Annotated in this window: 21 protein-coding genes; 5 read left to right on the forward strand and 16 right to left on the reverse strand. The window is 74.8% G+C overall.

Annotation, left to right across the window (positions count from 1 at the left end; translation table 11 throughout):
- The 4 genes from ABC795_RS14220 to ABC795_RS14235 form a co-directional block, all read right to left on the reverse strand.
- Positions 1-858, reverse strand: coding sequence for a PHP domain-containing protein (locus ABC795_RS14220; protein ID WP_347060727.1), 858 nt, complete (start codon positions 856-858; stop codon positions 1-3).
- Positions 859-910: 52 nt separating this feature from the next.
- Entirely contained in the window at positions 911-1,543 is a 633-nt protein-coding gene (locus ABC795_RS14225; protein ID WP_347057841.1) for a PH domain-containing protein, read from the reverse strand.
- Between the two features lie 5 nt (positions 1,544-1,548).
- Complete coding sequence (locus ABC795_RS14230; protein WP_347057842.1) at positions 1,549-1,713, reverse strand: hypothetical protein; 165 nt, start codon at positions 1,711-1,713, stop codon at positions 1,549-1,551.
- 158 nt (positions 1,714-1,871) lie between these two features.
- Positions 1,872-2,495: a DUF6758 family protein gene (locus ABC795_RS14235; RefSeq protein ID WP_347057843.1), complete on the reverse strand. Its 624-nt coding sequence runs from the start codon at positions 2,493-2,495 to the stop codon at positions 1,872-1,874.
- 117 nt (positions 2,496-2,612) lie between these two features.
- Between ABC795_RS14235 and ABC795_RS14240 the strand changes: the two genes are divergently transcribed.
- The gene (locus ABC795_RS14240; RefSeq protein ID WP_347057844.1) at positions 2,613-3,029 is read left to right on the forward strand and encodes an NUDIX domain-containing protein; all 417 of its coding nucleotides are present in this window, start codon (positions 2,613-2,615) and stop codon (positions 3,027-3,029) included.
- 28 nt (positions 3,030-3,057) lie between these two features.
- Here the strand turns inward: ABC795_RS14240 and ABC795_RS14245 are convergent, their stop codons facing one another.
- From ABC795_RS14245 to ABC795_RS14265, 5 genes are all read right to left on the reverse strand, one after another.
- Positions 3,058-3,567, reverse strand: a complete 510-nt coding sequence (locus ABC795_RS14245) for a MaoC family dehydratase (RefSeq protein WP_236825825.1) — start codon at positions 3,565-3,567, stop codon at positions 3,058-3,060.
- Between the two features lie 121 nt (positions 3,568-3,688).
- Positions 3,689-4,201: a hypothetical protein gene (locus ABC795_RS14250; RefSeq protein ID WP_347057845.1), complete on the reverse strand. Its 513-nt coding sequence runs from the start codon at positions 4,199-4,201 to the stop codon at positions 3,689-3,691.
- Positions 4,202-4,259: 58 nt separating this feature from the next.
- Entirely contained in the window at positions 4,260-5,639 is a 1,380-nt protein-coding gene (locus ABC795_RS14255; protein ID WP_347057846.1) for a wax ester/triacylglycerol synthase family O-acyltransferase, read from the reverse strand.
- Between the two features lie 64 nt (positions 5,640-5,703).
- Positions 5,704-6,999 carry a chromosome partitioning protein gene (locus ABC795_RS14260; RefSeq protein ID WP_347057847.1) on the reverse strand — a complete coding sequence of 432 codons (1,296 nt, stop codon included), beginning with the start codon at positions 6,997-6,999 and terminating at the stop codon, positions 5,704-5,706.
- Positions 6,999-7,784, reverse strand: a complete 786-nt coding sequence (locus ABC795_RS14265) for an SAF domain-containing protein (RefSeq protein ID WP_347057848.1) — start codon at positions 7,782-7,784, stop codon at positions 6,999-7,001. Before ABC795_RS14265 ends, ABC795_RS14260 begins: the two co-directional genes overlap by 1 nt.
- Before the next feature lie 200 nt (positions 7,785-7,984).
- Here ABC795_RS14265 and ABC795_RS14270 point away from each other — a divergent pair, with 200 nt between their 5' ends.
- Positions 7,985-8,245, forward strand: a complete 261-nt coding sequence (locus ABC795_RS14270; RefSeq protein WP_347057849.1) for a helix-turn-helix domain-containing protein — start codon at positions 7,985-7,987, stop codon at positions 8,243-8,245.
- 4 nt (positions 8,246-8,249) lie between these two features.
- On the opposite strand, the gene ABC795_RS14275 is transcribed toward ABC795_RS14270, so the two are convergent.
- A complete protein-coding gene (locus ABC795_RS14275) occupies positions 8,250-8,819 on the reverse strand; it encodes a hypothetical protein (RefSeq protein WP_347057850.1) in 570 nt (189 codons plus the stop codon).
- A 98-nt stretch (positions 8,820-8,917) separates the two neighbouring features.
- Between ABC795_RS14275 and ABC795_RS14280 the strand changes: the two genes are divergently transcribed.
- Both ABC795_RS14280 and ABC795_RS14285 read left to right on the forward strand, forming a co-directional pair.
- Entirely contained in the window at positions 8,918-9,649 is a 732-nt protein-coding gene (locus ABC795_RS14280) for a hypothetical protein (protein WP_347057851.1), read from the forward strand.
- 41 nt (positions 9,650-9,690) lie between these two features.
- Positions 9,691-10,233, forward strand: a complete 543-nt coding sequence (locus tag ABC795_RS14285) for an Rv3235 family protein (RefSeq protein ID WP_347057852.1) — start codon at positions 9,691-9,693, stop codon at positions 10,231-10,233.
- A 96-nt stretch (positions 10,234-10,329) separates the two neighbouring features.
- On the opposite strand, the gene secA is transcribed toward ABC795_RS14285, so the two are convergent.
- A complete protein-coding gene (gene secA / locus ABC795_RS14290) occupies positions 10,330-13,341 on the reverse strand; it encodes a preprotein translocase subunit SecA (protein WP_347057853.1) in 3,012 nt (1,003 codons plus the stop codon).
- 152 nt (positions 13,342-13,493) lie between these two features.
- Here secA and ABC795_RS14295 point away from each other — a divergent pair, with 152 nt between their 5' ends.
- Positions 13,494-13,886 (forward strand): TIGR03618 family F420-dependent PPOX class oxidoreductase, encoded by a 393-nt coding sequence (locus ABC795_RS14295; protein ID WP_347057854.1) that lies wholly within the window; start codon positions 13,494-13,496, stop codon positions 13,884-13,886.
- A 155-nt stretch (positions 13,887-14,041) separates the two neighbouring features.
- Here the strand turns inward: ABC795_RS14295 and raiA are convergent, their stop codons facing one another.
- The 5 genes from raiA to mtrA all read right to left on the reverse strand — a co-directional run bounded on the left by raiA (position 14,042) and on the right by mtrA (position 19,886).
- The gene (raiA, locus tag ABC795_RS14300; protein WP_347057855.1) at positions 14,042-14,728 is read right to left on the reverse strand and encodes a ribosome-associated translation inhibitor RaiA; all 687 of its coding nucleotides are present in this window, start codon (positions 14,726-14,728) and stop codon (positions 14,042-14,044) included.
- 40 nt (positions 14,729-14,768) lie between these two features.
- Complete coding sequence (locus ABC795_RS14305; protein ID WP_347057856.1) at positions 14,769-15,557, reverse strand: ComF family protein; 789 nt, start codon at positions 15,555-15,557, stop codon at positions 14,769-14,771.
- A 105-nt stretch (positions 15,558-15,662) separates the two neighbouring features.
- A complete protein-coding gene (locus ABC795_RS14310) occupies positions 15,663-17,393 on the reverse strand; it encodes an LpqB family beta-propeller domain-containing protein (protein ID WP_347057857.1) in 1,731 nt (576 codons plus the stop codon).
- Positions 17,390-18,967 carry an MtrAB system histidine kinase MtrB gene (gene mtrB / locus ABC795_RS14315; protein WP_347057858.1) on the reverse strand — a complete coding sequence of 526 codons (1,578 nt, stop codon included), beginning with the start codon at positions 18,965-18,967 and terminating at the stop codon, positions 17,390-17,392. Before mtrB ends, ABC795_RS14310 begins: the two co-directional genes overlap by 4 nt.
- A 202-nt stretch (positions 18,968-19,169) precedes the next feature.
- The gene (gene mtrA, locus ABC795_RS14320; RefSeq protein ID WP_347057859.1) at positions 19,170-19,886 is read right to left on the reverse strand and encodes an MtrAB system response regulator MtrA; all 717 of its coding nucleotides are present in this window, start codon (positions 19,884-19,886) and stop codon (positions 19,170-19,172) included.
- Between the last annotated feature and the right edge of the window lie 60 nt (positions 19,887-19,946).

Consider the following 19,946-nt stretch of genomic DNA (forward strand, 5'->3'; position numbering starts at 1 on the left):
TCAGCCGCGCAGCGGTGCGGTTCCCGTCCCGGCCGCGAGCAGCCGCTCGAACTGCTCGGGGTCGGTGGTGCACGCGCCGATCGGCGTGCGCTTGTTCGTGCCGTGGTAGTCGCTGGACCCCGTCGTCAGCAGGTCCAGGTCCGCCGCCAGCGACCGCAGGTGCCCGCGCTGCTCCTCGGTGTGGTCGGGGTGGTCGACCTCCAGCCCGAGCAGCCCCGCCGCGGCCATGGCGGCGATCGCCTCGTCGCCCACGACCCGGCCGCGCGCGGTCGCCAGCCCGTGGGCGAACACCGGCACGCCGCCCGCCGCACGGACCAGCGCGATCCCCTGCCGGACGTCGGTGTCGTCCTTCGCCACGTAGTACCCGCCGTGGTGGTGCAGCAGGCCGGCGAACGCCTGCTCGACGGTGGCGACGACGCCGCCGCGCACCAGGGCCCGGGCCACGTGCGGCCGGCCGACGACGCCACCGCCGGCGTGCGCCACGATCTCCTCCCAGCGCACCGGGTAGCCGTCGGCGGCCAGCGCGGTCACGATCCGCTCCGCCCGGCTCAGGCGCTCGTCGCGAAGTCGCGCCCGCTCCGCCGCGAACGCCGGGTGCAGCGGGTCGAACAGGTAGCCGAGCAGGTGCACGCTGACCGGCGGCTCGTCGTCGGGGAACCAGCGGCAGGACAGCTCCATGCCGGGGATCACCGTGAGGCCCGGTGGCCGGGCGGCCTCCGCCGCCGCCCAGCCGGCGGTGGTGTCGTGGTCGGTGAGCGCCACGACGTCGAGGCCGGCGCCGCGGGCGGCAGCCAGCACCTCGGCGGGGTCGTCGGTGCCGTCGGACATCGAGGAGTGGGTGTGCAGGTCGATCCGCATCACCGGTCAGCCTCCCCCAGACTCCCGCGGCCCACCCGGTGGCCATCGCCGCTCACGGCTCGCGCAGCGGGAGCCCCGGGATCGGCTCGGTGTCCCGGCGGCCCCCGGTGGCGACCGGCCCGCCGGACGCCGGCTCCGGGTTGCCCTCGTCGTCGCCCCCGGACGCGGCGCCCCAGTCGCTGGTGAACAGCAGCCCGCTCACCTGGCGGTACAGGGCTCCGGCGTGCGGCAGGAAGGTGATCTCCGACAGCGCCTGCTGCTGCCCGGCGGACTCGAAGCGGAAGGTGCCGTAGCCCAGCAGCTGGCCGAACAGCGTCTCCTTCCACGTCAGGTCGGTGATCCGCCGCAGCGGGAGCAGCGTGACGGTGCGGACGACCACACCGGAGGTGAGCAGCACCCGGCGCCGGCTGACGATGAAGTGCCGCATCCACCACTCGCCGATGCGCAACGCGTAGACGGCGAGGGCCGCGAGGACGACGAGCATCCCGATCGTGCTGGTGACCCGGTTCTCCGGGTCGAGCACGAGCAGCCAGCCCCCGGCGAGGAAGACCGGCAGGAACTTCACGGTCGGCACGACGAGCACCGCCCAGTGCCGGCGGGTGGCCACCACCGCGTCCTCGTCGTCGAGCAGGTACTTCTCGACGTCCTTGGCGGCGCGGGCCGGGAGGCCGGAGGGGGCGACCACCGGCGTCAGACGAGCGAGCCGACGAACCGGGCGAGCGAGGAGGCGGCGTCACCGAGGGCCTCACCGGCGTTGCGCACGAGCTCGGCGGACGACTCCGGCGCCTGGATGACGTAGAAGAGCGCGAAGGCGACGACCACCCAGGTGAGGACCTTCTTCAGGTTCACCGCCACCTCCGTGGTGTGAGTGGGACAGGCCCGCTCGCCGGGCGCGCACGGGAGCCCGCCGGTCTGCGGCGGACGCGTTCGTCCCATGAGTAACACAGGCCCCACGGCGGACCGGCCCGACGCGCCGATCACGACGGAGCCGGTCGGGTTCCGCTGCGGACCGGTCAGCGTCCCGGCAGCAGGTGCTCCCCCGGCGGTCCCAGCGGCAGGTCCGGGTAGATGCGCTCGCGCAGGTCCAGCAGCTCCAGCCGCTCGACGAGCAGCCAGGCGGCGTTCATCGGCCACATCACCAGCCAGAGCCAGACGCCGTAGGCCTCCCCCACGAACGCCGCGCGGTCGTCGCTGGTCGGCACCGCCCACAGCGGCGCGTGCTGGCCGGCCGCCTCGACCTCGACCGAGCTCGGGCCGGAGATGACGTCTCCCGGGTCCAACCCCGGCAGGCCGGCGTATCCGCAGCCGACGCCGGTGCCGGGCTCCTCGGCGACCAGCACCAGCTCGGCGGAGCCGCCGAGGGGAGCCGGCCCGGCACAGTCGACGACGATCGCCCGGGCCCCCGGCTCGCCGCCCCACGCCAGCCCGGTGACCGCCCACCCCGGCGGCACCGGGTCGGGGACCCACGCCGGGACGCGGGCGTCAGCGGTGACCGCAGCGATCGCGTCGTGCGCGACCAGAGCGGTGTGGTGCAGCGGCGTGACGGCGCCGTGCAGGTGACACCAGGCCTGCGCCTCGGAACCGTGGCGGACGACCAGCGGCTCACCGCAGCGCGGGCAGACCGGCGACGCACTCATCGGGGACACGGTCGCGGGAGCGGCCCGAATCGTCAAGCGCGGCGCAGCCGGGTGACTCCGTGGGGTGGCGCGTCCCGGTCACGAGCGGCCGGGACGCGCCCTGCGTAGCCTCCGGGGGTGACCGCTGCCGAGCCCCCGGTGGTGCCCTGCGTCGGCGCGATCGTGCACGACCCCGCTGGCCGGCTGCTGCTGGTGCGCCGGCGCAACGCCCCGGGCCGCGGTCTCTGGTCGGTGCCCGGCGGCCGGGTGGAGCCGGGCGAGACCGTGGCGGCCGCCGTCGAGCGCGAGGTCCTGGAGGAGACCGGGCTGCGGGTGCGCGCCGGCGCTGAGGTGGGCCGGATCCGCATCGACGGCGGAGCGGTCGTCTACGACGTCGTCGACGTCGCCTGCGGCCTGGTGGACGCCGACGTCCGACCGGTGGCCGGCGACGACGCGGCCGACGTCGTCTTCGCGGACGCGGCGACGCTCGCCGGGCTGTGCTGCACGCCCCGGCTGGTGGAGACGCTCCGCGGCTGGGGGGTGCTCCCGGGCTGACCGGCCGGCACGCCCCGCCGCGAGCGGATCAGCCGCGGGGTGCGGGCTCGGGACGGCCGGGCTGCTCGCCGCCGCGGGCCTCCCCGTAGGAGCGCTTGGGCACCATGACCTTGCGGCGGAAGATGCAGACGACCGTGCCGTCCTGCTTGTAGCCGATGGTCTCGACGTGCACGACGCCCCGGTCGTCCTTGGACTTCGACGGCGTCTTGTCGAGGACAGTGGTCTCGCCATAGATGGTGTCGCCGTGGAAGGTGGGGGCGACGTGCCGGAGGGACTCGATCTCCAGGTTGGCGATCGCCTTGCCCGACACGTCCGGAACGCTCATGCCCAGCAGCAGTGAGTAGATGTAGTTCCCGACGACGACGTTCTTGCCGAAGTCGGTCGTCTTCTCCGCGTAGTTCACGTCCATGTGCAGCGGGTGGTGGTTCATCGTGAGCAGGCAGAACAGGTGGTCGTCGTACTCGGTGACGGTCTTCCCGGGCCAGTGCTTGTAGACGGCCCCGACCTCGAACTCCTCGTAGTACCGACCGAACTGCATCTCGCTGGCTCCCGACGTCGACGCTCGTGCGGGTCGGCGGCAGCGCACGGGCCCACCGGAGCGGGCGCCCGCGACGACGCACCGGTGACCCGTCTGGACGGGTGGTGATCCTACGGCCGGCTCAGAGGAGCTCGAGCGCGGGACCGATCTCCTGCGTCGCGTACCAGCCCAGCTCGTGCCCCTCGGCCTGGTCGACGACGAACTGCGCGTCGTCGCTGCCGAGGTCGGCCTCGAGCACGACCTCCACCGCGGCCCGCACGTCCTCCTCGGCCTCGGCGGCGTCGATGTGCGCGCTGGCGACGTCGGCGAGGCCGATCTCGTGCTGCACCCGGGCGGCGCCCCGCTCGACGTGCGGGTCGTCCATGGCCGTCACCGCGCCGTCGGGCACGTCGGCGGCCAGCACCACCCGACGGCGTGCGGCGAAGGGGTCCAGGTCGAGCAGCCGAAGGCTCGCCCGCGCCGCCGCGAGCAGCGCGGCGTATTCCAGCTCCTCGGTGTCGGCCCCGGCGTCGCTGAGCGCGTAGAACTCACGCAGCTGCGGCGTGACCGCGAAGACGGTCTGCGGAGCGGGCAGCCGCCCCTCGTCCACGAGCGTCCGCAGCACGGTCGTCGTCGCCGGCAGGTAGACGCGCACCCGGCTGACCTCCTTCGTCGATGGAAGGACGACCGTAGCCGCCCGCCCGGACGCCGGCTCAGACCGAGGTCTCGACCAGCTCCGCGACCTGCTGCTCGATGAGGTCCGCGAGCACCTCGACGTCCCCGACGCTGTCCCGGTCGGCGTTCAGGCCGAAGAAGACCCTGCCGTCGTATGACGTCATGCCGATCGACAACCCCTGCCCCCGGGCCAGCGGCACCACCGGGAACACCTCGAGCATGCGGCCGCCGGCCGCGTACAGCGGCACCTGCGGGCCGGGCACGTTGGTGACCACGAGGTTGAACAGCCGCCGGGAGAGCCCCCGCGCGGCGCGGGCGCCGAGCGCGTGCAGCGTTGAGGGGGCGAACCCGCTGAGCGCGATGAGGCTGTCGGCGCCGACCGACTTCCCGTGCTGGGTGACCCCGCGCATGGCGTACGTGAGCCGAGCGAGCCGGACGCGCGGGTTGGGCTCGCCGACGGGCAGGTCCACCAGGTGGGAGGACACCTGGTTGCCGGCCGACCCGTCCTCGTCCTGCACCGACACCGGGACGAGGGCGCGCACCGACGTGCCCCCGACCACGGGCTCGCCGCGGGACAGCAGCCACTCCCGCAGCGCACCGGCGACGACGGTCAGCAGCACGTCGTTCACCGTCCCGCCGTGCGCCTTGCGCACCCGCTTGAGGTCGTCGAGGTCGGCGCAGGCGACCGCGACCCGGCGTTGCCGGCCGATGGGGGCGTTGAGCGGGCTGTGCGGAGCCGGGAGGATCGCCGAGCGCGCGGTCCGCACCAGCCCGCCGGCCACGCCGCCGATGCGGACGGCGGTGGCGCGGGCGTCGGTCACGGCCGAGCGCGCCAGCCCGACCAGTGACGACGGCCGCTGCCGGTAGTCCTCGAGGGCCGACCACACCAGCTGCACGCCCGAGGGCGGCCGCCGCGGCCGCCACTCCACCGGACCGGGTGCCGGCGCGTCCGGGGAGACGTCGAGCAGCACCTGACCGATGTCGACGGCCCCGAGCCCGTCGACGAGGGCAGGGTGGGTCTTGGTGATCACCGCGACCCGGTTCCCGCTGAGCCCCTCGACCAGGTACGCCTCCCAGAGCGGGCGCGAGCGGTCCAGCGGCCGGGAGGTCAGCCGGGAGACCAGGTCCAGCAGCTGCTCCTCCGTGCCCGGCCGGGGGAGCCCGGAGCGCCGCAGGTGGTAGTCGAGGGCGAAGTCCGGGTCGTCGACCCACACCGGGTTCCCCAGGTGGCCGGGGATCTCCGCGACCCGCTGCCGGTACCGCGGCACCAGGGACAGCCGCCCCTCGATCAGCACCGCCAGCGCGTCCACACCGCCGGGAGGCTCCTCGAGGATCAGCACCCCGCCGACGTGCATGGGCGTGCCCGGTCCCTCCAGGTAGAGGAACGAGGCCTCCAGGGTGCTCAGCCGCTCGACCATCGTTCTCCTCACGGGCCGGGACCTCACGCTACGACGGCGGAGGGGATGTCGGACAGTCGGGCGCTCAGCCGGCCCGGCGGCTCCGCCAGGGCCCGCGCCGGCCGGCAGCGGGGACGCCGGCGCCGGCCAGCTCGGCAGCCAGGGTGCGCAGCTCCGTGCGCAGGGCCGAGCCCGGGGCGACCTCGGCGAGGGTGCGGCCGGCCGCCAGGGCGGCGTCGATCGCCCGCCGGTCCGCCGGGAGGAACCACCGCGGCCGCCGGCCGGTGAAGCGCTCGAGCGCGTTCCCGATCTCCCGGCGCGGATCGCCGGGCACGGGCCCCCGGCGCAGCTGGTTGACCACCAGCTCGGGCTCCACCCCCGGGAGGACGTCGCGCAGCTGGTCCAGCGCACGCACGCACCGCTGGAGTGCCACGGGGTCGGCGCCGGAGACGCACAGCACGGTGTCGGCGTGCTCGAGCACGGCGAGGGTGGCGCCGTTGCGGCGCGGGGCGGCGGTGTCGAACGAGAGCTCCTCGTCGTCCTCCACGCTGAACGCGCAGTCGACCACGGTCAGCTCCGCTACCCGGCGGGCCTCCTCCAACACCGTGCCGACCGCGCCCGGCCGCAACTCGGGCCAGCGGTCCGCTCGGGCCGGACCGGTCAGCACCTGCAGCTGCGGGCGCACCGCCCACGTCAGCGCGACCAGCGACGGACCGTCCAGCACTCCGGTCCCCGCCTGCCGGGCCGCACCCGCGAGCCCGGGCGACTCGTCGAGCAGCCCCAGCACCTGGGCGACCACCCCGCCGTAGACGTCGGCGTCCACGAGCAGCGACGAGGTTCCCAGCCGGGCGGCCTCGTCGGCGAGCCCGACCGCGACGGTGGTGCGGCCGGGTGCACCGGTCGGGCCCCACACGGCCACCACCCGACCCCGGCCGCCGGTCGGCGGCTCGGGCTGGACCGGCGTCCCGGGCAGCGGCAGGGCCGCGCGCGGATCGGCGACGTCGTGGCCCGCGGCCGGGACGCCGGCTACGGCGTCGCGCAGCGCGCGGGCGATGACCTCCGGATCGGCGTCGGCCGGCAGCACATGGGCGACCCCGAGTTGGCGCAGCCGCAGCCCCGTCGGCTCGTCGCCCGGCTCGACCAGCCCCACGACCGCGACGCCGGCTGCGTGCAGCCGGGCCACGGCGTCTCCGTCGAGGCGGCGCAGCTCCGCGGACAGCAGGGCCGCCTGCCCGGTGCCGGTCGCCGCGGCGGCCAGCAGGTCGGAGACGTCGACGCAGCGACGGACGACGGTGACCCCGTGATCGTCCCGGTCCAGGGCGCCGACCAGTTCCGACTCCCAGCCCGCGCCGGTGACGGCGGTGAAGACCTGCAGCGTCATCAGCCGGCCGGTCCCGCCGGCGCGGGCACGCCCTCCGGTGCCGGCGCGAGCGTGGCGGGGGTGGTGGTCCGGGTCGGGGACGCCGGCCGCTCCGCCGCGTCCGCTCCGGCGGCATGGGCGACGACCACGAGCGGCCGACCGGCGATCGATGCGAGCACGTCGGCCGCTTCGCCGGCAGCCACGCTGATCACGACCTGCACGGTCGTCGTCGGGGTGGACAGGACGCCGTCGGATGCCCCCGACAGCGCCTGCACGGGAGCTGCGCCGACGACCAGGGTGACGCTGCCGACGGCGGCACCCGAGGCGCCGGCTGCGGGATCGGCCACGGCGTAGACGTCGACCACCTGTCCCCGCCGGAGCCCCGGCGGCACGTAGCCGGCCTGGACCGGCACCGCCAGCTGCACCAGCTCCGACGGCTCCTCGAGCGCCGAGCGGGGCAGGAGCTCCCCGGCCCGCACGCCCCGGGCGAGCGTGCGCCCCTCCGGCCGGGTGCTCCCCGACAGATACGCCTCCGCCGTCCCGTCGAGGCGGACGTCGACCACCACGAGGTCGTCGGCGGTGATCTGCGTGCCGGCCGCGAGGTCGTCCGCGGCGCTCCAGACCGGCACCGTCGCGTCCGCGGCGCTCACCACCCGTGCGCCGAGCAGGACCGAGGCGAGGACGAGCAGGACGCCCAGCACCAGCCGCAGGTCCAGCCAGCCCGGGGCCCCGACCCGCCGCGGGGTGGGGCCGGCCGGCAGCTCGGTGGTCTCCGGGACGGTGCCCGGGTTGCGCACGGCGGTCACGCCACCTCATCTCTGCCAGCACGCCGGGCGCCGGGTTCGGCACACCGGCCCGCGGTTGCGGACCGTTGCCGGCGTTCGGACGCAGATGATGCGACAGGATGACGTCCTCGTGCATCGGTCATCCACACGTTCGTGTGTGGACAGCGCTCCGGACCACCGGCACGGCTGACAGACTGGTCCGCGAACGGAGGGAGACGCCGATGCCCACACCCCGCTTCCTGACCCTCGACGACGTCGCGGAGATCCTCAACGTCTCCTGGTCGCAGGCCTACGCGCTGGTCCGCCGCAAGGAGCTGATCGCCATCCAGATCGGTGGGCGCGGACAGTGGCGCATCGAGGTGGACGAGCTGGAGCGGTTCATCCAGCGGAAGTACGCCGAGGCCCGCGCCGGCGTCGTCCCACCGGAGCCCGCGCCGGCCACCGGCGACGCGACGGCGGAGGCTTCCGAACAGCGCGTCTGACCGTTCAGTCCCAGCCGGGCACGAGGGTCCGGACCACCGCCACGGCGTCGATGACCACCGCCTGCACCTGTCGCACCGCTGCCGGCCGGCGCGGCTGGTCCGCGTGGTGCTCGGCGAGCTCGACGTGGTCGGCGCCCACCCGGTCGATCGTGCCGGTCAGCACTGCGCCGTCGTCGAGCAGGACCTGGACGGCGCTGCGGTCGCGCGCGAGCCCGCGCAGCGCACGACGGAGGTCCAGCCGTGCCCGCACCGCGCCGTCCTCCCGCTCGGGCGCGGTCCACCGGCCCAGCCCGGCGACCGCTCGCACCGTGCCCATCGCCACGAGCTCCTCACGTCCACGTTCACCGGCGAGCAGCAGCCAGTCGACCCCGAGGTCGGTGAGCACGCCGCTGACGCGGCCCGCCCCTCGACAGGTCAGCACGAGCTCCGCACCGATCGATCCGCCCAGGCGGTCGACCAGCCGGACCGCCCCCATCTCCGCGCGGGCGCGCGAAGCCCACTCCGCCCTCGACTCCGCCTCCGCCGCAGCCTCGAACTGCACCTGCAGGTCCGCGAAGAGCTGCTGCCATCGCATGCCCTCACCTCCGCCGACAGCGTAGATGCCGCCGTTCGCTTGCGTTTGATCGCGTTTGATTGCTTTAGTGATCCTCCGTCGACGCGGAGGAGGCATGGATGTCAGCACGACGCCTGGTCGGGACGGCGCTGGGCATGGCCGGCACCGCTGCTGCGCTGGCGGTGCTGACCCCCGCCCTGCCCGAGTCCTTCTCCACCGTCGGGGCGGCCCAGCGCACGGCTGACGCAGCCGGCGCCGACGTCCTGGTCCTGCACGTCGTCGGGCTGCTGGCCTGGCTGGTGTGGGCCTGGGGGTCGCTCGGACTGCTGCTGACCGCGCTGTCCGCGGTACCGGGTGCGGCCGGCACGGTCGCCGACGGGGCCCTCAGGGCGCTGCTCCCACGCGGCGCCCGCCGGGCCGCCGCGCTCGCCCTGGGTATCGGCCTCGGGATCGCCCCACCCGTCCTGGGAGCGGCGGTGACCGTGCTCGCCGCGACGCCGGCCGCAGCCTCGGCCGACGTCCCGCCCACCACCTCGGCGACGGGGAGCCCCGCACCCGACTGGCCGGTTCCCCCGTCGGCCACAGCGGCGACGGACGACGACCACCGCGACGGGGACGTCGTCCCCGACTGGCCCGGCGTACCCGCGGCCGGCGAGCACGTCGTCGTCCGGGGCGACTGCCTCTGGGAGATCGCCGAGCGCCGCCTGGCGGCGGACTCCAGTCGCGCACCCTCCGCCGCCGAGGTGACCAGGGCCGTCCAGGCGTGGTGGGCGGCCAACGCCGACGTGATCGGGCCCGATCCCGACCGGCTGCTGCCCGGCCAGGTGCTGCGCCCTCCCCTCCAGCCGTGACCCACCTGTCCCCCCACCGACCGCCAGTACCGGGAGCCCCGATGACCGCACCGTCCCGCACCGTCGCGCCCGCCGGGCGCCCTGCCATCCGCCTCACCGTCGTCCCCACGCCGCAGCCGCCCCTGGAGCCGCGGCCGGCCCTGCGCCTGGTGGACCTCGGGCGGCCGATCCCCTCCGCGGTCCCGCGGCCCGGCCCGCGCCCGCGGCTGCTGTCGACCGCCACCCCCCGCGACGAGTTCGGGCCGGTCCTGTCGAGCCGGGCCGAGCTCCCGCTGGCAACCGAGGCGGCCCGGCGGCTCGTGACCACCGCGCTGGAGGCCCTGGTCGGGCGGCGGCCCCTCGCCCAGGTGCGCCCCCTCACCACGGCCGGGGTCTACGCGGCCCTGTCCGCCGGCCGCCGGCCGCGGTGGTGCGCCGAGGGGAACGCCCCGCTGGTGATCGGCCGGGTGCGGGTGTGCGAGCCGGTGGACGGGGTCGCGGAGATCAGCGCCGTCGCCCACCGCGGCGGGCGCGCGCACGCCGTCGCGGCACGGTTGGAGGGCATCGACGGGCACTGGCGGTGCACGGCCCTGCAGATCGGCTGAGTCCCCGGGCACACCGGCCACGCAGCACGACGCCCCATCGACCGGTCGGTCGGCGGGGCGTCATCGCTCCGGCCCGGCGGCGGCCGGGTCGATCCCTCAGCCGCCGCCAGCCGCGCCGTGGCACTGCTTGTACTTGCGGCCCGATCCGCACGGGCAGGGTGCGTTGCGCGGCGTCTCCTTGGTGCCGGAGACAGTCGCGGTCTTGGCGGCCTTCGCCCGTCCACCCTCGGCCGGGGAGGCGTCGAGGCTGGGCGCCGAGTAGGTCAGGTTCTCCTGGGGGCGCGGCTGATCGAGGCCCTTGACGGCGAGGGTCGAACCGGTGCCCGAGGAGGACGCCTCGTCGGCCGCGGACCCGTCCGCCGGGGCGGTCGCCGCCGGAGCAGCCGCCGAGGCGGTCGCTGTCGGAGCAGCCGCCGGGGCAGCCGGGGACGCAGCCGGGGCAGCCGGGGGCGTCGACGAGCGGCGGGCCGTCGCGGCGGCCGCGGTGCCGGCAGCCGCCTTGGTCGCCGTCGCCTGACGGGCCAGCACCTTCGCCGTGCCGGCCTGGGCCGCGGCGAGCGCCTTGGCCTCGGCCTCGGCCTGCTTGGCCTTGGTCTCGGCCTCCTGCTCCTCCTTGGTCTTCACCTCGAGGTTGAACAGGAAGCCGACCGACTCCTCCTTGATGCCGTCGAGCATCGCCACGAACATGTCGTAGCCCTCGCGTTGGTACTCCACGACCGGGTCGCGGTTGGCCATCGCACGCAGGTGGATGCCGGCCCGCAGGTAGTCCATCTCGTAGAGGTGCTCGCGCCACTTGCGGTCCAGCACGCTCAGGAGCACCCGCCGCTCGAGCTCGCGCATGACCTCCGAGCCCAGCGCGGCCTCGCGCTCCTCGTAGGCGCGGCGCACGTCGTCGAGCATCGTCTGCTTGAGGTCCTCGGCGGAGAGGTCGGACTGCTCGCCGCCGGCCTTCTGCTCGATCAGCTCGTCGATGGTGAGACCGACCGGGTACAGCGCCTTGAGGCCGGTCCAGAGCTGGTCGAGGTCCCAGTCCTCGGCGTACCCGGTCTCGGTCGCACCGTCCACGTAGGCGCTGATGACGTCGTCGACCATCGTGGCGACCTGCTCGTGCAGGTCGGCGCCGTCGAGCACCCTGCGGCGCTCGTCGTAGATGACGGTGCGCTGCCGGTTGAGCACCTCGTCGTACTTGAGGACGTTCTTGCGGACCTCGAAGTTCTGCTGCTCGACCTGGGTCTGCGCCGAGAGGATCGCCCGGCTGACCATCTTCGACTCGATCGGCTGGTCGTCGGGCACTCGCAGCGTGTTCATCATCGACTCGAGCATCGGCCCGTTGAACCGGCGCATCAGGTCGTCCCCGAGGGAGAGGTAGAACCGCGACTCCCCCGGGTCGCCCTGCCGGCCGGAGCGGCCGCGCAGCTGGTTGTCGATCCGGCGGCTCTCATGCCGCTCGGTGCCCAGCACGTACAGGCCGCCGGCCTCGGCGACCTCCTCGTGCTCCGCCTTGACCTGCGCCTTCGCCGCCTCGAGCGCCTCGTCCCAGGCGGCCTCGTACTCCTCCGGGGTCTCCGTCGGCGTCAGGCCCCGGGCGCGCAGCACCTCGTCGGCGATGAACTCGGCGTTGCCGCCGAGCTGGATGTCGGTGCCGCGACCGGCCATGTTGGTGGCGACGGTGACCGCCCCCGGCCGGCCGGCCCGGGCGATGATCGACGCCTCCCGGGCGTGGTTCTTGGCGTTGAGCACCTCGTGCGGGACGCCCCGCCGGAGCAGGTACTTGGCCAGCACCTCGGACTTCTCGACGCTGGCCGTGCCCACCAGCACCGGCTGGCCGGCCTCGTGCCGCTCGGCGATGTCGTCGACGACGGCGTCGAACTTCGCCTTCTCCGTCTTGTAGATGACGTCGGACCTGTCCTGCCGGACCATCGGCCGGTTGGTCGGGATCGGCACGACACCCAGCGAGTAGGTCTGGTTGAGCTCCGCCGCCTCGGTCTGGGCGGTCCCGGTCATCCCCGAGAGCTTGTCGTAGAGCCGGAAGTAGTTCTGGAGGGTGATCGTGGCGAGCGTCTGGTTCTCGTCCTTGATCTTCACCTTCTCCTTGGCCTCGATGGCCTGGTGCATGCCCTCGTTGTAGCGGCGACCGGCCAGCACGCGGCCGGTGAACTCGTCGACGATCAGCACCTCGCCGTTGCTGACGATGTACTGCTGGTCCTTCTTGAACAGCTCCTTGGCCTTGAGGGCGTTGTTCAGGTAGCTGATCAGCGGTGTGTTGGCCGCCTCGTAGAGGTTGTCGATGCCGAGCTGGTCCTCGACGAACTCCACGCCCTCCTCGGTGACGGCGACGGTGCGCTTGTCCTCCTCCACCTCGTAGTGGACGTCGCGCTTCATCATCGGCACCAGCCGGGCGAACTCCCCGTACCACTTGGCGCTGGTCTCGGCCGGTCCGCTGATGATCAGCGGGGTGCGGGCCTCGTCGATGAGGATGGAGTCGACCTCGTCCACGATCGCGTAGTGGTGCCCGCGCTGCACGAGGTCGGCCTTGCTCCACGCCATGTTGTCGCGCAGGTAGTCGAAACCGAACTCGTTGTTCGTGCCGTAGGTGATGTCGGCGGCGTACTGCTCGCGCCGCACCGAGGGCGCCTGCCCGGACAGGATCGTGCCGACCGACAACCCCATGAACCGGTGCACTCGGCCCATCCACTCGGCGTCGCGCTTGGCCAGGTAGTCGTTGACCGTGACGACGTGCACGCCCTCGCCGGTCAGCGCGTTGAGGTAGGCCGGCAGGACGCCGGTCAGCGTCTTGCCCTCACCGGTGCGCATCTCGGCGATGTTGCCCAGGTGCAGGGCGGCCCCGCCCATGAGCTGGACGCGGAAGTGGCGCTGCCCGAGGGTCCGGGTGGCCGCCTCGCGGACCACCGCGAAGGCCTCCGGGAGCAGGGCGTCGAGGGACTCCCCGTCGGCGTACCGTGCCTTGAACTCATCGGTCTTCGCGCGGAGCTCCGCGTCGGAGAGGTCCGTGTAGTCGTCGGCGAGCGACTCGACCGCATCAGCGATTCTGCCCAGCCGTCGGACGAGCTTGCCCTCACCGGCACGGAGGATCTTCGAGAACACCACGCCCCCAGCGTAGGCGGCGACGCCAGCAGGGTGGTCCGCGACGCGGGGGCACCTCCCCCGATGCCCCGGAGGGGCCGCTGCGCGCTCCGGGTACCGGTGGGATCGCGCCGGGTGCACCGTCCGGCGTCCGGCGTCCGACTTAACCTGCACCCGTGCCGCACGACCTGGACGACCTCGGCCCCGGCCTGCTCGCCTTCCTCACCGAGCGCCACCTGGCGACGCTGACCACGCTGCGGCGCGACGGCACCCCGCACGTCGTACCGGTGGGCGTCACCTACGACGCCGCGACGAGGACGGCGCGGGTGATCACCTCCGGTGACTCCGCGAAGGCGCGCCACGTGCGGGACGGGCAGGGCCGCGTCGCCGTCTGCCAGGTCGACGGCCGGCGCTGGGTCACCCTGGAGGGAACGGCGGTGGTGCGGGAGGACGCCGCCTCGGTCGCCGACGCCGTCGCGCGCTACGCGGCCCGGTACCGCCAGCCCCGGGAGAACCCGGCGCGGGTGGTCCTCGCGATCACGGTCGACCGCATCCTCGGCAACGCGTGAGCATCGGGCGGTGACGCTCGACCTCGCCGCCGTGGGCCTGACCGCCGAGACCGTGCACACCGACCGGCTCGTGCGGCGCGGTCCTGTTCGGCGGGGTCGCCGGGAGCCGACCCGCGGTCGGGCGGGGGGGCGGGCGGCCGCACCCCCGCCCGCGGTCAGACGCCGGCCGAGGTGGCCGCCGGCTGCCCGGCCGGTGCGGCGCCGTCCGGGGACACGGGGGCGAGCCGGATCAGACCGTAGTCGTAGGCGTGCCGACGGTAGACCACGGTCGGCACGCCGGTGTCGGCGCACTGGAACAGGAAGAAGTCATGGCCGACCAGCTCCATCTCGTGGAGGGCCTGGTCGACGGTCATGGGCGTCGCGGGATGGTGCTTCTCCCGCACCACCCGCCCGGGCAGGTGCTCGTCCAGGTCGGTGACGTGCGGCCCGGAGGCGAGCTCGCGGTCGAGCTCGAGCTGCTGCTCGATGCTCAGCTCGGGATGCCCTGCGTCCAGCGCCGCGCCGGTCAGGCGGACGCTGTCGGGGGTCCGGCGACCGTGGTGCACCCGGCGGCGGTCGGCCGCCCGGCGCAGCCGGTTGTCCAGCTTCGCCGACGCCAGGTCGAGGGCGGCGTAGAAGTCCGGGCCGGCCGCCTCGGCGCGGACGACGGGACCCTTGCCGCGGAGGGTGATCTCCACCCGCTGGCAGCTGGCCGACTGCCTGGGGTTCTTCTCGTGGAACAGCTCCACGTCGATGCGGGAGAGCTTGGCGTCGAACCGTTCCAGCTGACCGACCTTGTCCTCGACGTGCTGTCGGTAGTGCTCAGGCACCTCGACGTTGCGACCACGGACCACGATCTCCATGAGACCTCCCGGTTGGAGCGGGGATTGGGTCGCTTCGACGCTAGTCGCTCCTCCCGGGGTCCGACAGTCGATCGAGGTCGTGCGGGAGGACGGTCCCGGACCGGTACGCGCCCGGGCCGCTCCGGCCGCGGACCGGGCCTCCCGGCTCCCGGGGAGTGGCCGCCACGACCGCCGCGACGACCGGGGGCGCGGCCGGGCCGGCGCCGGCGGCGAGCACCGCCGCCGCCTCGGTGAGAGTGGCGCCCGTGGTCACCACGTCGTCGACCAGGACCAGCAGCGCAGCCGCCGGCTCGCGGCCGGGGTCGAGGGCGAACGTGCCGGCGAGGTTCTCCCGCCGCTCGGCGACGGTGAGCCCCGCCGAGTCACGGATCCGGCCCCGGCGCCGCAGCGCCCGGCGCTCGGCGGCGATCACGCCGGCGGCGCGCAGCTCGGCCACCGCCCGTGCGGTCAGCTCCCGCACGTGGTCCCGGCCACGGGCGCGGACGGCGGCGGGCGAGGCGGGCACCGGCACCAGCAGCACCGGCGGCTCGTCGCCGACCCCCAGGCGGACGGCGGCGACGGCGAGCGCCAGCGCGGTCCCCAGCGGCGCGGCCAGCTCCGCCCGCCCCTGCTCCTTGAAGGCGTTGACCACCGGACGGACCGGCCCGGCGTAGGCGCCGGCCGCGACGGTGGGCGGAAAGCCGTGCGGAAAGCGCCGGGGCTGGGCGAGCCGTGGTGCGGCGAGCAACCGGGCGCAGCCGGTGCACAGCACCGGTCCGGGCACTCCGCAGCCCGCGCAGGTGCCGGGCAGCACCAGGTCGGCGAGCGCCGCCAGCACCGGGAGGACCACCGCGCCAGCCTCCCGGCCCTACGCCTGCGCCGACACTGCACGCGGAGACCTGTGGACGTGGTCCTTCCGGGGGCCCTCCACCTGTGGACGACGCCCCCGTCCTGCTCAGAGCGGGTAGAACGGCGCCGTCCCCGGCAGCGGCTCGGCGCCGCGGACCAGGGTGACCCAGGTGCCACCGACCAGCTGCCAGACGGTGTCACCGGCGCTCACCAGCGCCTGGCGCAGCGGCGCGACGCCCAGCGAGGTCGGCTGGCTGGGCAGGCCGGACGTCGGCACGAGGGCCAGCCCCCAGCCGTCGACCCCCACCGAGTACGGGACGATGCGGTCCTCCCCCTCGTCCCCGGCCAGGACCAGCAGGTCGCCGCTGTCCCGCCAGCCCACGTCGATGACGCCGGCCAGCGTCGGGGCCACGTTCCGCAGGTCGCGCAGGACCACGGCGCCGTCGTCGGAGCGGACCACTGTGCCCACGTGCAACCGCCGACCCTGCGGCCCGTCGACCACCACCGCGGCCCGGACGCCGTCCGGCGAGAGCTGCAGCACCTCGGCCCGGCCCAGACCGGCGAGGGTGGGGGCGGCGACCGGCTGCGGCGGCCCCCCGGCCGGCACGCGGACGAGCTCGGCGCCGTCGCGCACCACCCAGGCCTCGGTACGGGTGGCCGCGACGGTGGGGGCGCTCAGCGTGCGGGCGCTCAGCACCGGGGCGAGCTCCCCGCCGTAGGGACCGGCGAGGAGCGTGGCGCCGTCCGGGTCGGTGCGCACGCCGGCCAGGAAGGAGAGCCGGCCGCTGGCCGAGTCGGCGGCGATCGCCGCGCTGCTGAGCCCGTAGACCCCCGTGCCCGCCGGTCCCGGGACGGGTTCGCCGGCGGCGACCGTCCGCAGGGCCCCCGCCTCGATGTAGTGCCCCACCCCGTCGACCGGCACGGCATCCGGGTCGAAGGAGGCCCAGTGCTCGACGGTCTGCTGCACCGGCACCCCACCCGGGGTCACCGGCTCGCCGTCGAGCAGCACGACCACGTTGCTGATCCGTGGGCGGTCCAGCTGCGTCAGGTTCCACACCAGCTGCGCGCAGATCTCGGCAAGCAGCGGTGAGGGCTCGGCCGGCAGGCCGGTGAGCTCCACGGTCGCCGTCTGCCCGTCGACGACGACCGCACGGGCCAGTTGCACCCCGCTGAGCGGGTTGCGGACGCCGGCCGCCAGCGGAGCCGACGGGCCGGTGATCAGCCGCTCGACCAGCGCCGTGGGCTGGGACCCGCCCCGGATGAAGTACCTCGGGTCCGGGACGACGCGCTGCGCCGTCCAGTCGAGGAAGTACGCCGAGACGCCGTCGTAGAGCCGGCGGAAGTCCGGCTCCAGCATGATCAGACCGTCGGGCGGGTCGCTGATCCGCCACTCGCCGTCGACCTGCTGCAGGCTGAACGTGCGGGTGAACAGCCCCCGGTCGGCCACGGTGAACACGCCGCGCGGATCCACCGTCCCGATCAGGTTGGCGGTCACCGTGACGGCGCCGGCGTCGGTGGTCACCACGGCGAAGTCGGTGCCGATGACGCTGATCCCGCTCTCGTCGGTCCAGCTCTCGGCCGGCTCGGGCGCGAGGTACTGGCGGGCGACGGGGTGCCGGCGGACCGCGCTGGCCGCGGCGTCGATGAAGCCGCGCACGATCTCCTCGGCACTGGCACCGGCCTCCGGTGGCAGTGGCTCGATGCCGACCGCCTCCGCCACCCGGGCCGGCGCCTGGGTGATCTCGACGACCGGGGAGCTCGACGGCACCGTGGAGCACGAGGCCAGGGGCAGCACGGCCGCGATCACCGCGAGGGCGAGCGACCTGCCCCGGCTCACCGCGGCACCCCCGGCCGGCGCACCTTGACCGGCCGCAGCGGGAGCGGCGAGCTGGTCAGGTCCGCACCCGCCACCAGCGGCAGGGTGAGCCGGAACTGCGCGCCGGCGCCGGGCTGGCCCCACACCTGCAGCCACCCGCCGTGCAGGCGGGCGTCCTCGAGGCTGATCGACAGCCCCAGCCCGCTGCCGCCGACCGTGCGCACCCGGGAGGGGTCCGCCCGCCAGAACCGGTCGAACACGTGCTGGGCCTCGCCGGAGCTGAGGCCCACCCCGTGATCGCGGACGGTGACCGCCGCAGCGGAGCGGTTGGCCGCCAGGGTGATCTCCACCGGGTGCCCCGAGCCGTGCTCGATCGCGTTGCCGACGAGGTTGCGCAGGATCCGCTCGACCCGGCGGGCGTCGACCTCGGCCAGCACCGCGTCGGCCGGGCGGGTGACCTGCAGCTCGCAGTCGTGCCGCTGGGCGAGCGAGGTCATCCCGTCGACGACGCGGCCGACCAGCGCCCCCATGTCGGTCGGCGCCGAGTCCAGCACGGCCGCGCCGGCGTCGTACCGGCTGATCTCCAGCAGGTCGGTCAGCAGGGCCTCGAACCGGTCGAGCTCGGCTCGCAGCAGCTCCGCGGAGCGGGCGACGTGGGCGGGGAAGTCGCCCCGCGCCTCGTGCAGCACCTCGGCGGCCATCTGCACGGTGGTCAGCGGGGTGCGCAACTCGTGGGACACGTCGGAGGTGAACCGCTGCTGCAGCTGGGAGAGCCCCTCCAGCTGGGTGATCTGGCGCTGCAGGCTGTCGGCCATCGCGTTGAAGCTCGTCGCCAGCCGCGCCAGGTCGTCCTCACCCCGGACCGCCATGCGCTCCTCGAGCTGTCCCTCGGCCAGCCGCTGGGCCGTGCCGGCCGCCTGCCGCACCGGGTCCACCACGAGCCGGGTGACCAGCACGCCGATGCCGACGACGAGGAGTGTGAGGGCGACGCCGCTGATCACCACGGTGCTGCGGATGAGCGAGAGGCTCTCCTGCTCCTGCTGGAGCGGAAAGACGTAGTACAGCTCGATCTGGTCGGGGCCGGTGGCGTCTCCGGTGACCGGGGCCCCCACCAGCAGGCTCGGCCGGGGCTCGCCGGAGGCGCCCGGGACCATGTCGTACTTGGAGGCCTGGCTGCCGGCGTCGACGGCGGCCCGCAGGTCCTCGGGCAGCGCCGTGTACAGCGGGCGGCGGTTGGTGGCCGGCCGGTCCCGGTCGCCGGTGCGGTAGACCATGACGACGTCGAAGTCACCGGCCGCGCCGCCCCGGTCGAGCAGCTGGTTCACGGTGCGGGCCAGGGTGGCCCGGACGCTGGCCGCGTCGCCGGTGGCGATGCCGGCCACCTCGCTCTGGGCGTACACGACGCCGGCCTGCACCTGGTCGATGGCGGCCTGACGCTTCACGTCGAGGAGCTGGTCGCGGATCTGGCTGAACAGCACCATGCTCACGATCAGCACGACCGTGCCGGCCAGCAGCATGGTGATCGCGCCGATGCGCACCTGCAGCGACGACCGCCAGATGTGCACGCCCCGGGTAGCCAGCTGCCGGAGGGTCACACGTGCCCGTCGGCGGGCCCGTCCGGCGCGCCGGCGCAGCCCGCTGCGCGCCCGCACGAGCCGGTCGCCCGTGCGGGGACCGCGACCGGTCTCCTCCGAGCGCTGCGGGGACCCGGCGTCCGTCTGTGGGGTCCGGGTGGCCGTCACCGCCCCAGTGTCACCCGGCCGGCGCCCGGTCCCGTTCCTCCGCGCCCGGTGCCGCTCACGGGGGACCCGCCTTGTAACCCACCCCGCGCACGGTCAGGACGACCTCGGGCTTCTCGGCGTCGCGCTCGACCTTGGCCCGGAGGCGCTGCACGTGCACGTTGACCAGGCGGGTGTCGGCGGCGTGCCGGTAGCCCCAGACCTGCTCGAGCAGCAGCTCGCGGGTGAAGACCTGGCGCGGCTTGCGGGCCAGCGCCACGAGCAGGTCGAACTCCAGCGGCGTGAGCGCGATGGGCACGCCGTCCCGGGTGACCTGGTGCGCGGGCACGTCGATCTGCACGTCGCCGATGCTGAGGTTCTCCGCCTGCCCGGTCTCACCCCGACGCAGCTGGGCGCGGACGCGGGCCACCAGCTCGACGGGCTTGAACGGCTTGGTGACGTAGTCGTCGGCGCCGGCCTCCAGGCCCTGGACGACGTCGATCGTGTCGCCCTTGGCGGTGAGCATGACGATCGGCACGGTCGACTGCGTCCGGATGTCCTGGCAGATCTGCAGGCCGTTGCGGCCGGGCAGCATCAGGTCCAGCAGGACCAGGTCGGGCCGGGTCTGCTGGAAGACGCCGACGGCGCGGTTGCCGTCGGAGACGAACGCCGGCTCGTACCCCTCGCGTCGCAGCACGATGCCGAGCATCTCGGCGAGGGCGGCGTCGTCGTCGACGACCAGGACACGGCCGCGGCTGGGTCCGTTCTGCGGAGCGGTGGGGGACACGGCGACCATTCTGCGCGACGCACCCCCCACAGTGCTCCGCCCCGCCCGAGCAGATCCCCCGGGCGGGGC

The sequence above is a fragment of the Blastococcus sp. HT6-30 genome (genome assembly GCF_039729015.1).
Classification (GTDB): Bacteria; Actinomycetota; Actinomycetes; order Mycobacteriales; family Geodermatophilaceae; genus Blastococcus.

Excerpts from the sequence above, each read along its gene's own strand:
- ABC795_RS14220 (WP_347060727.1), bottom strand. The coding sequence starts at position 858 with ATGCGGATCGACCTGCACACCCACTCCTCGATGTCCGACGGCACCGAC.
- ABC795_RS14235 (WP_347057843.1), bottom strand. The coding sequence starts at position 2,495 with ATGAGTGCGTCGCCGGTCTGCCCGCGCTGCGGTGAGCCGCTGGTCGTC.
- ABC795_RS14245 (WP_236825825.1), bottom strand. The coding sequence starts at position 3,567 with ATGCAGTTCGGTCGGTACTACGAGGAGTTCGAGGTCGGGGCCGTCTAC.
- ABC795_RS14255 (WP_347057846.1), bottom strand. The coding sequence starts at position 5,639 with ATGGTCGAGCGGCTGAGCACCCTGGAGGCCTCGTTCCTCTACCTGGAG.
- ABC795_RS14260 (WP_347057847.1), bottom strand. The coding sequence starts at position 6,999 with ATGACGCTGCAGGTCTTCACCGCCGTCACCGGCGCGGGCTGGGAGTCG.
- ABC795_RS14270 (WP_347057849.1), top strand. The coding sequence starts at position 7,985 with ATGCCCACACCCCGCTTCCTGACCCTCGACGACGTCGCGGAGATCCTC.
- ABC795_RS14275 (WP_347057850.1), bottom strand. The coding sequence starts at position 8,819 with ATGCGATGGCAGCAGCTCTTCGCGGACCTGCAGGTGCAGTTCGAGGCT.
- ABC795_RS14280 (WP_347057851.1), top strand. The coding sequence starts at position 8,918 with ATGTCAGCACGACGCCTGGTCGGGACGGCGCTGGGCATGGCCGGCACC.
- ABC795_RS14285 (WP_347057852.1), top strand. The coding sequence starts at position 9,691 with ATGACCGCACCGTCCCGCACCGTCGCGCCCGCCGGGCGCCCTGCCATC.
- raiA (WP_347057855.1), bottom strand. The coding sequence starts at position 14,728 with ATGGAGATCGTGGTCCGTGGTCGCAACGTCGAGGTGCCTGAGCACTAC.
- mtrA (WP_347057859.1), bottom strand. The coding sequence starts at position 19,886 with ATGGTCGCCGTGTCCCCCACCGCTCCGCAGAACGGACCCAGCCGCGGC.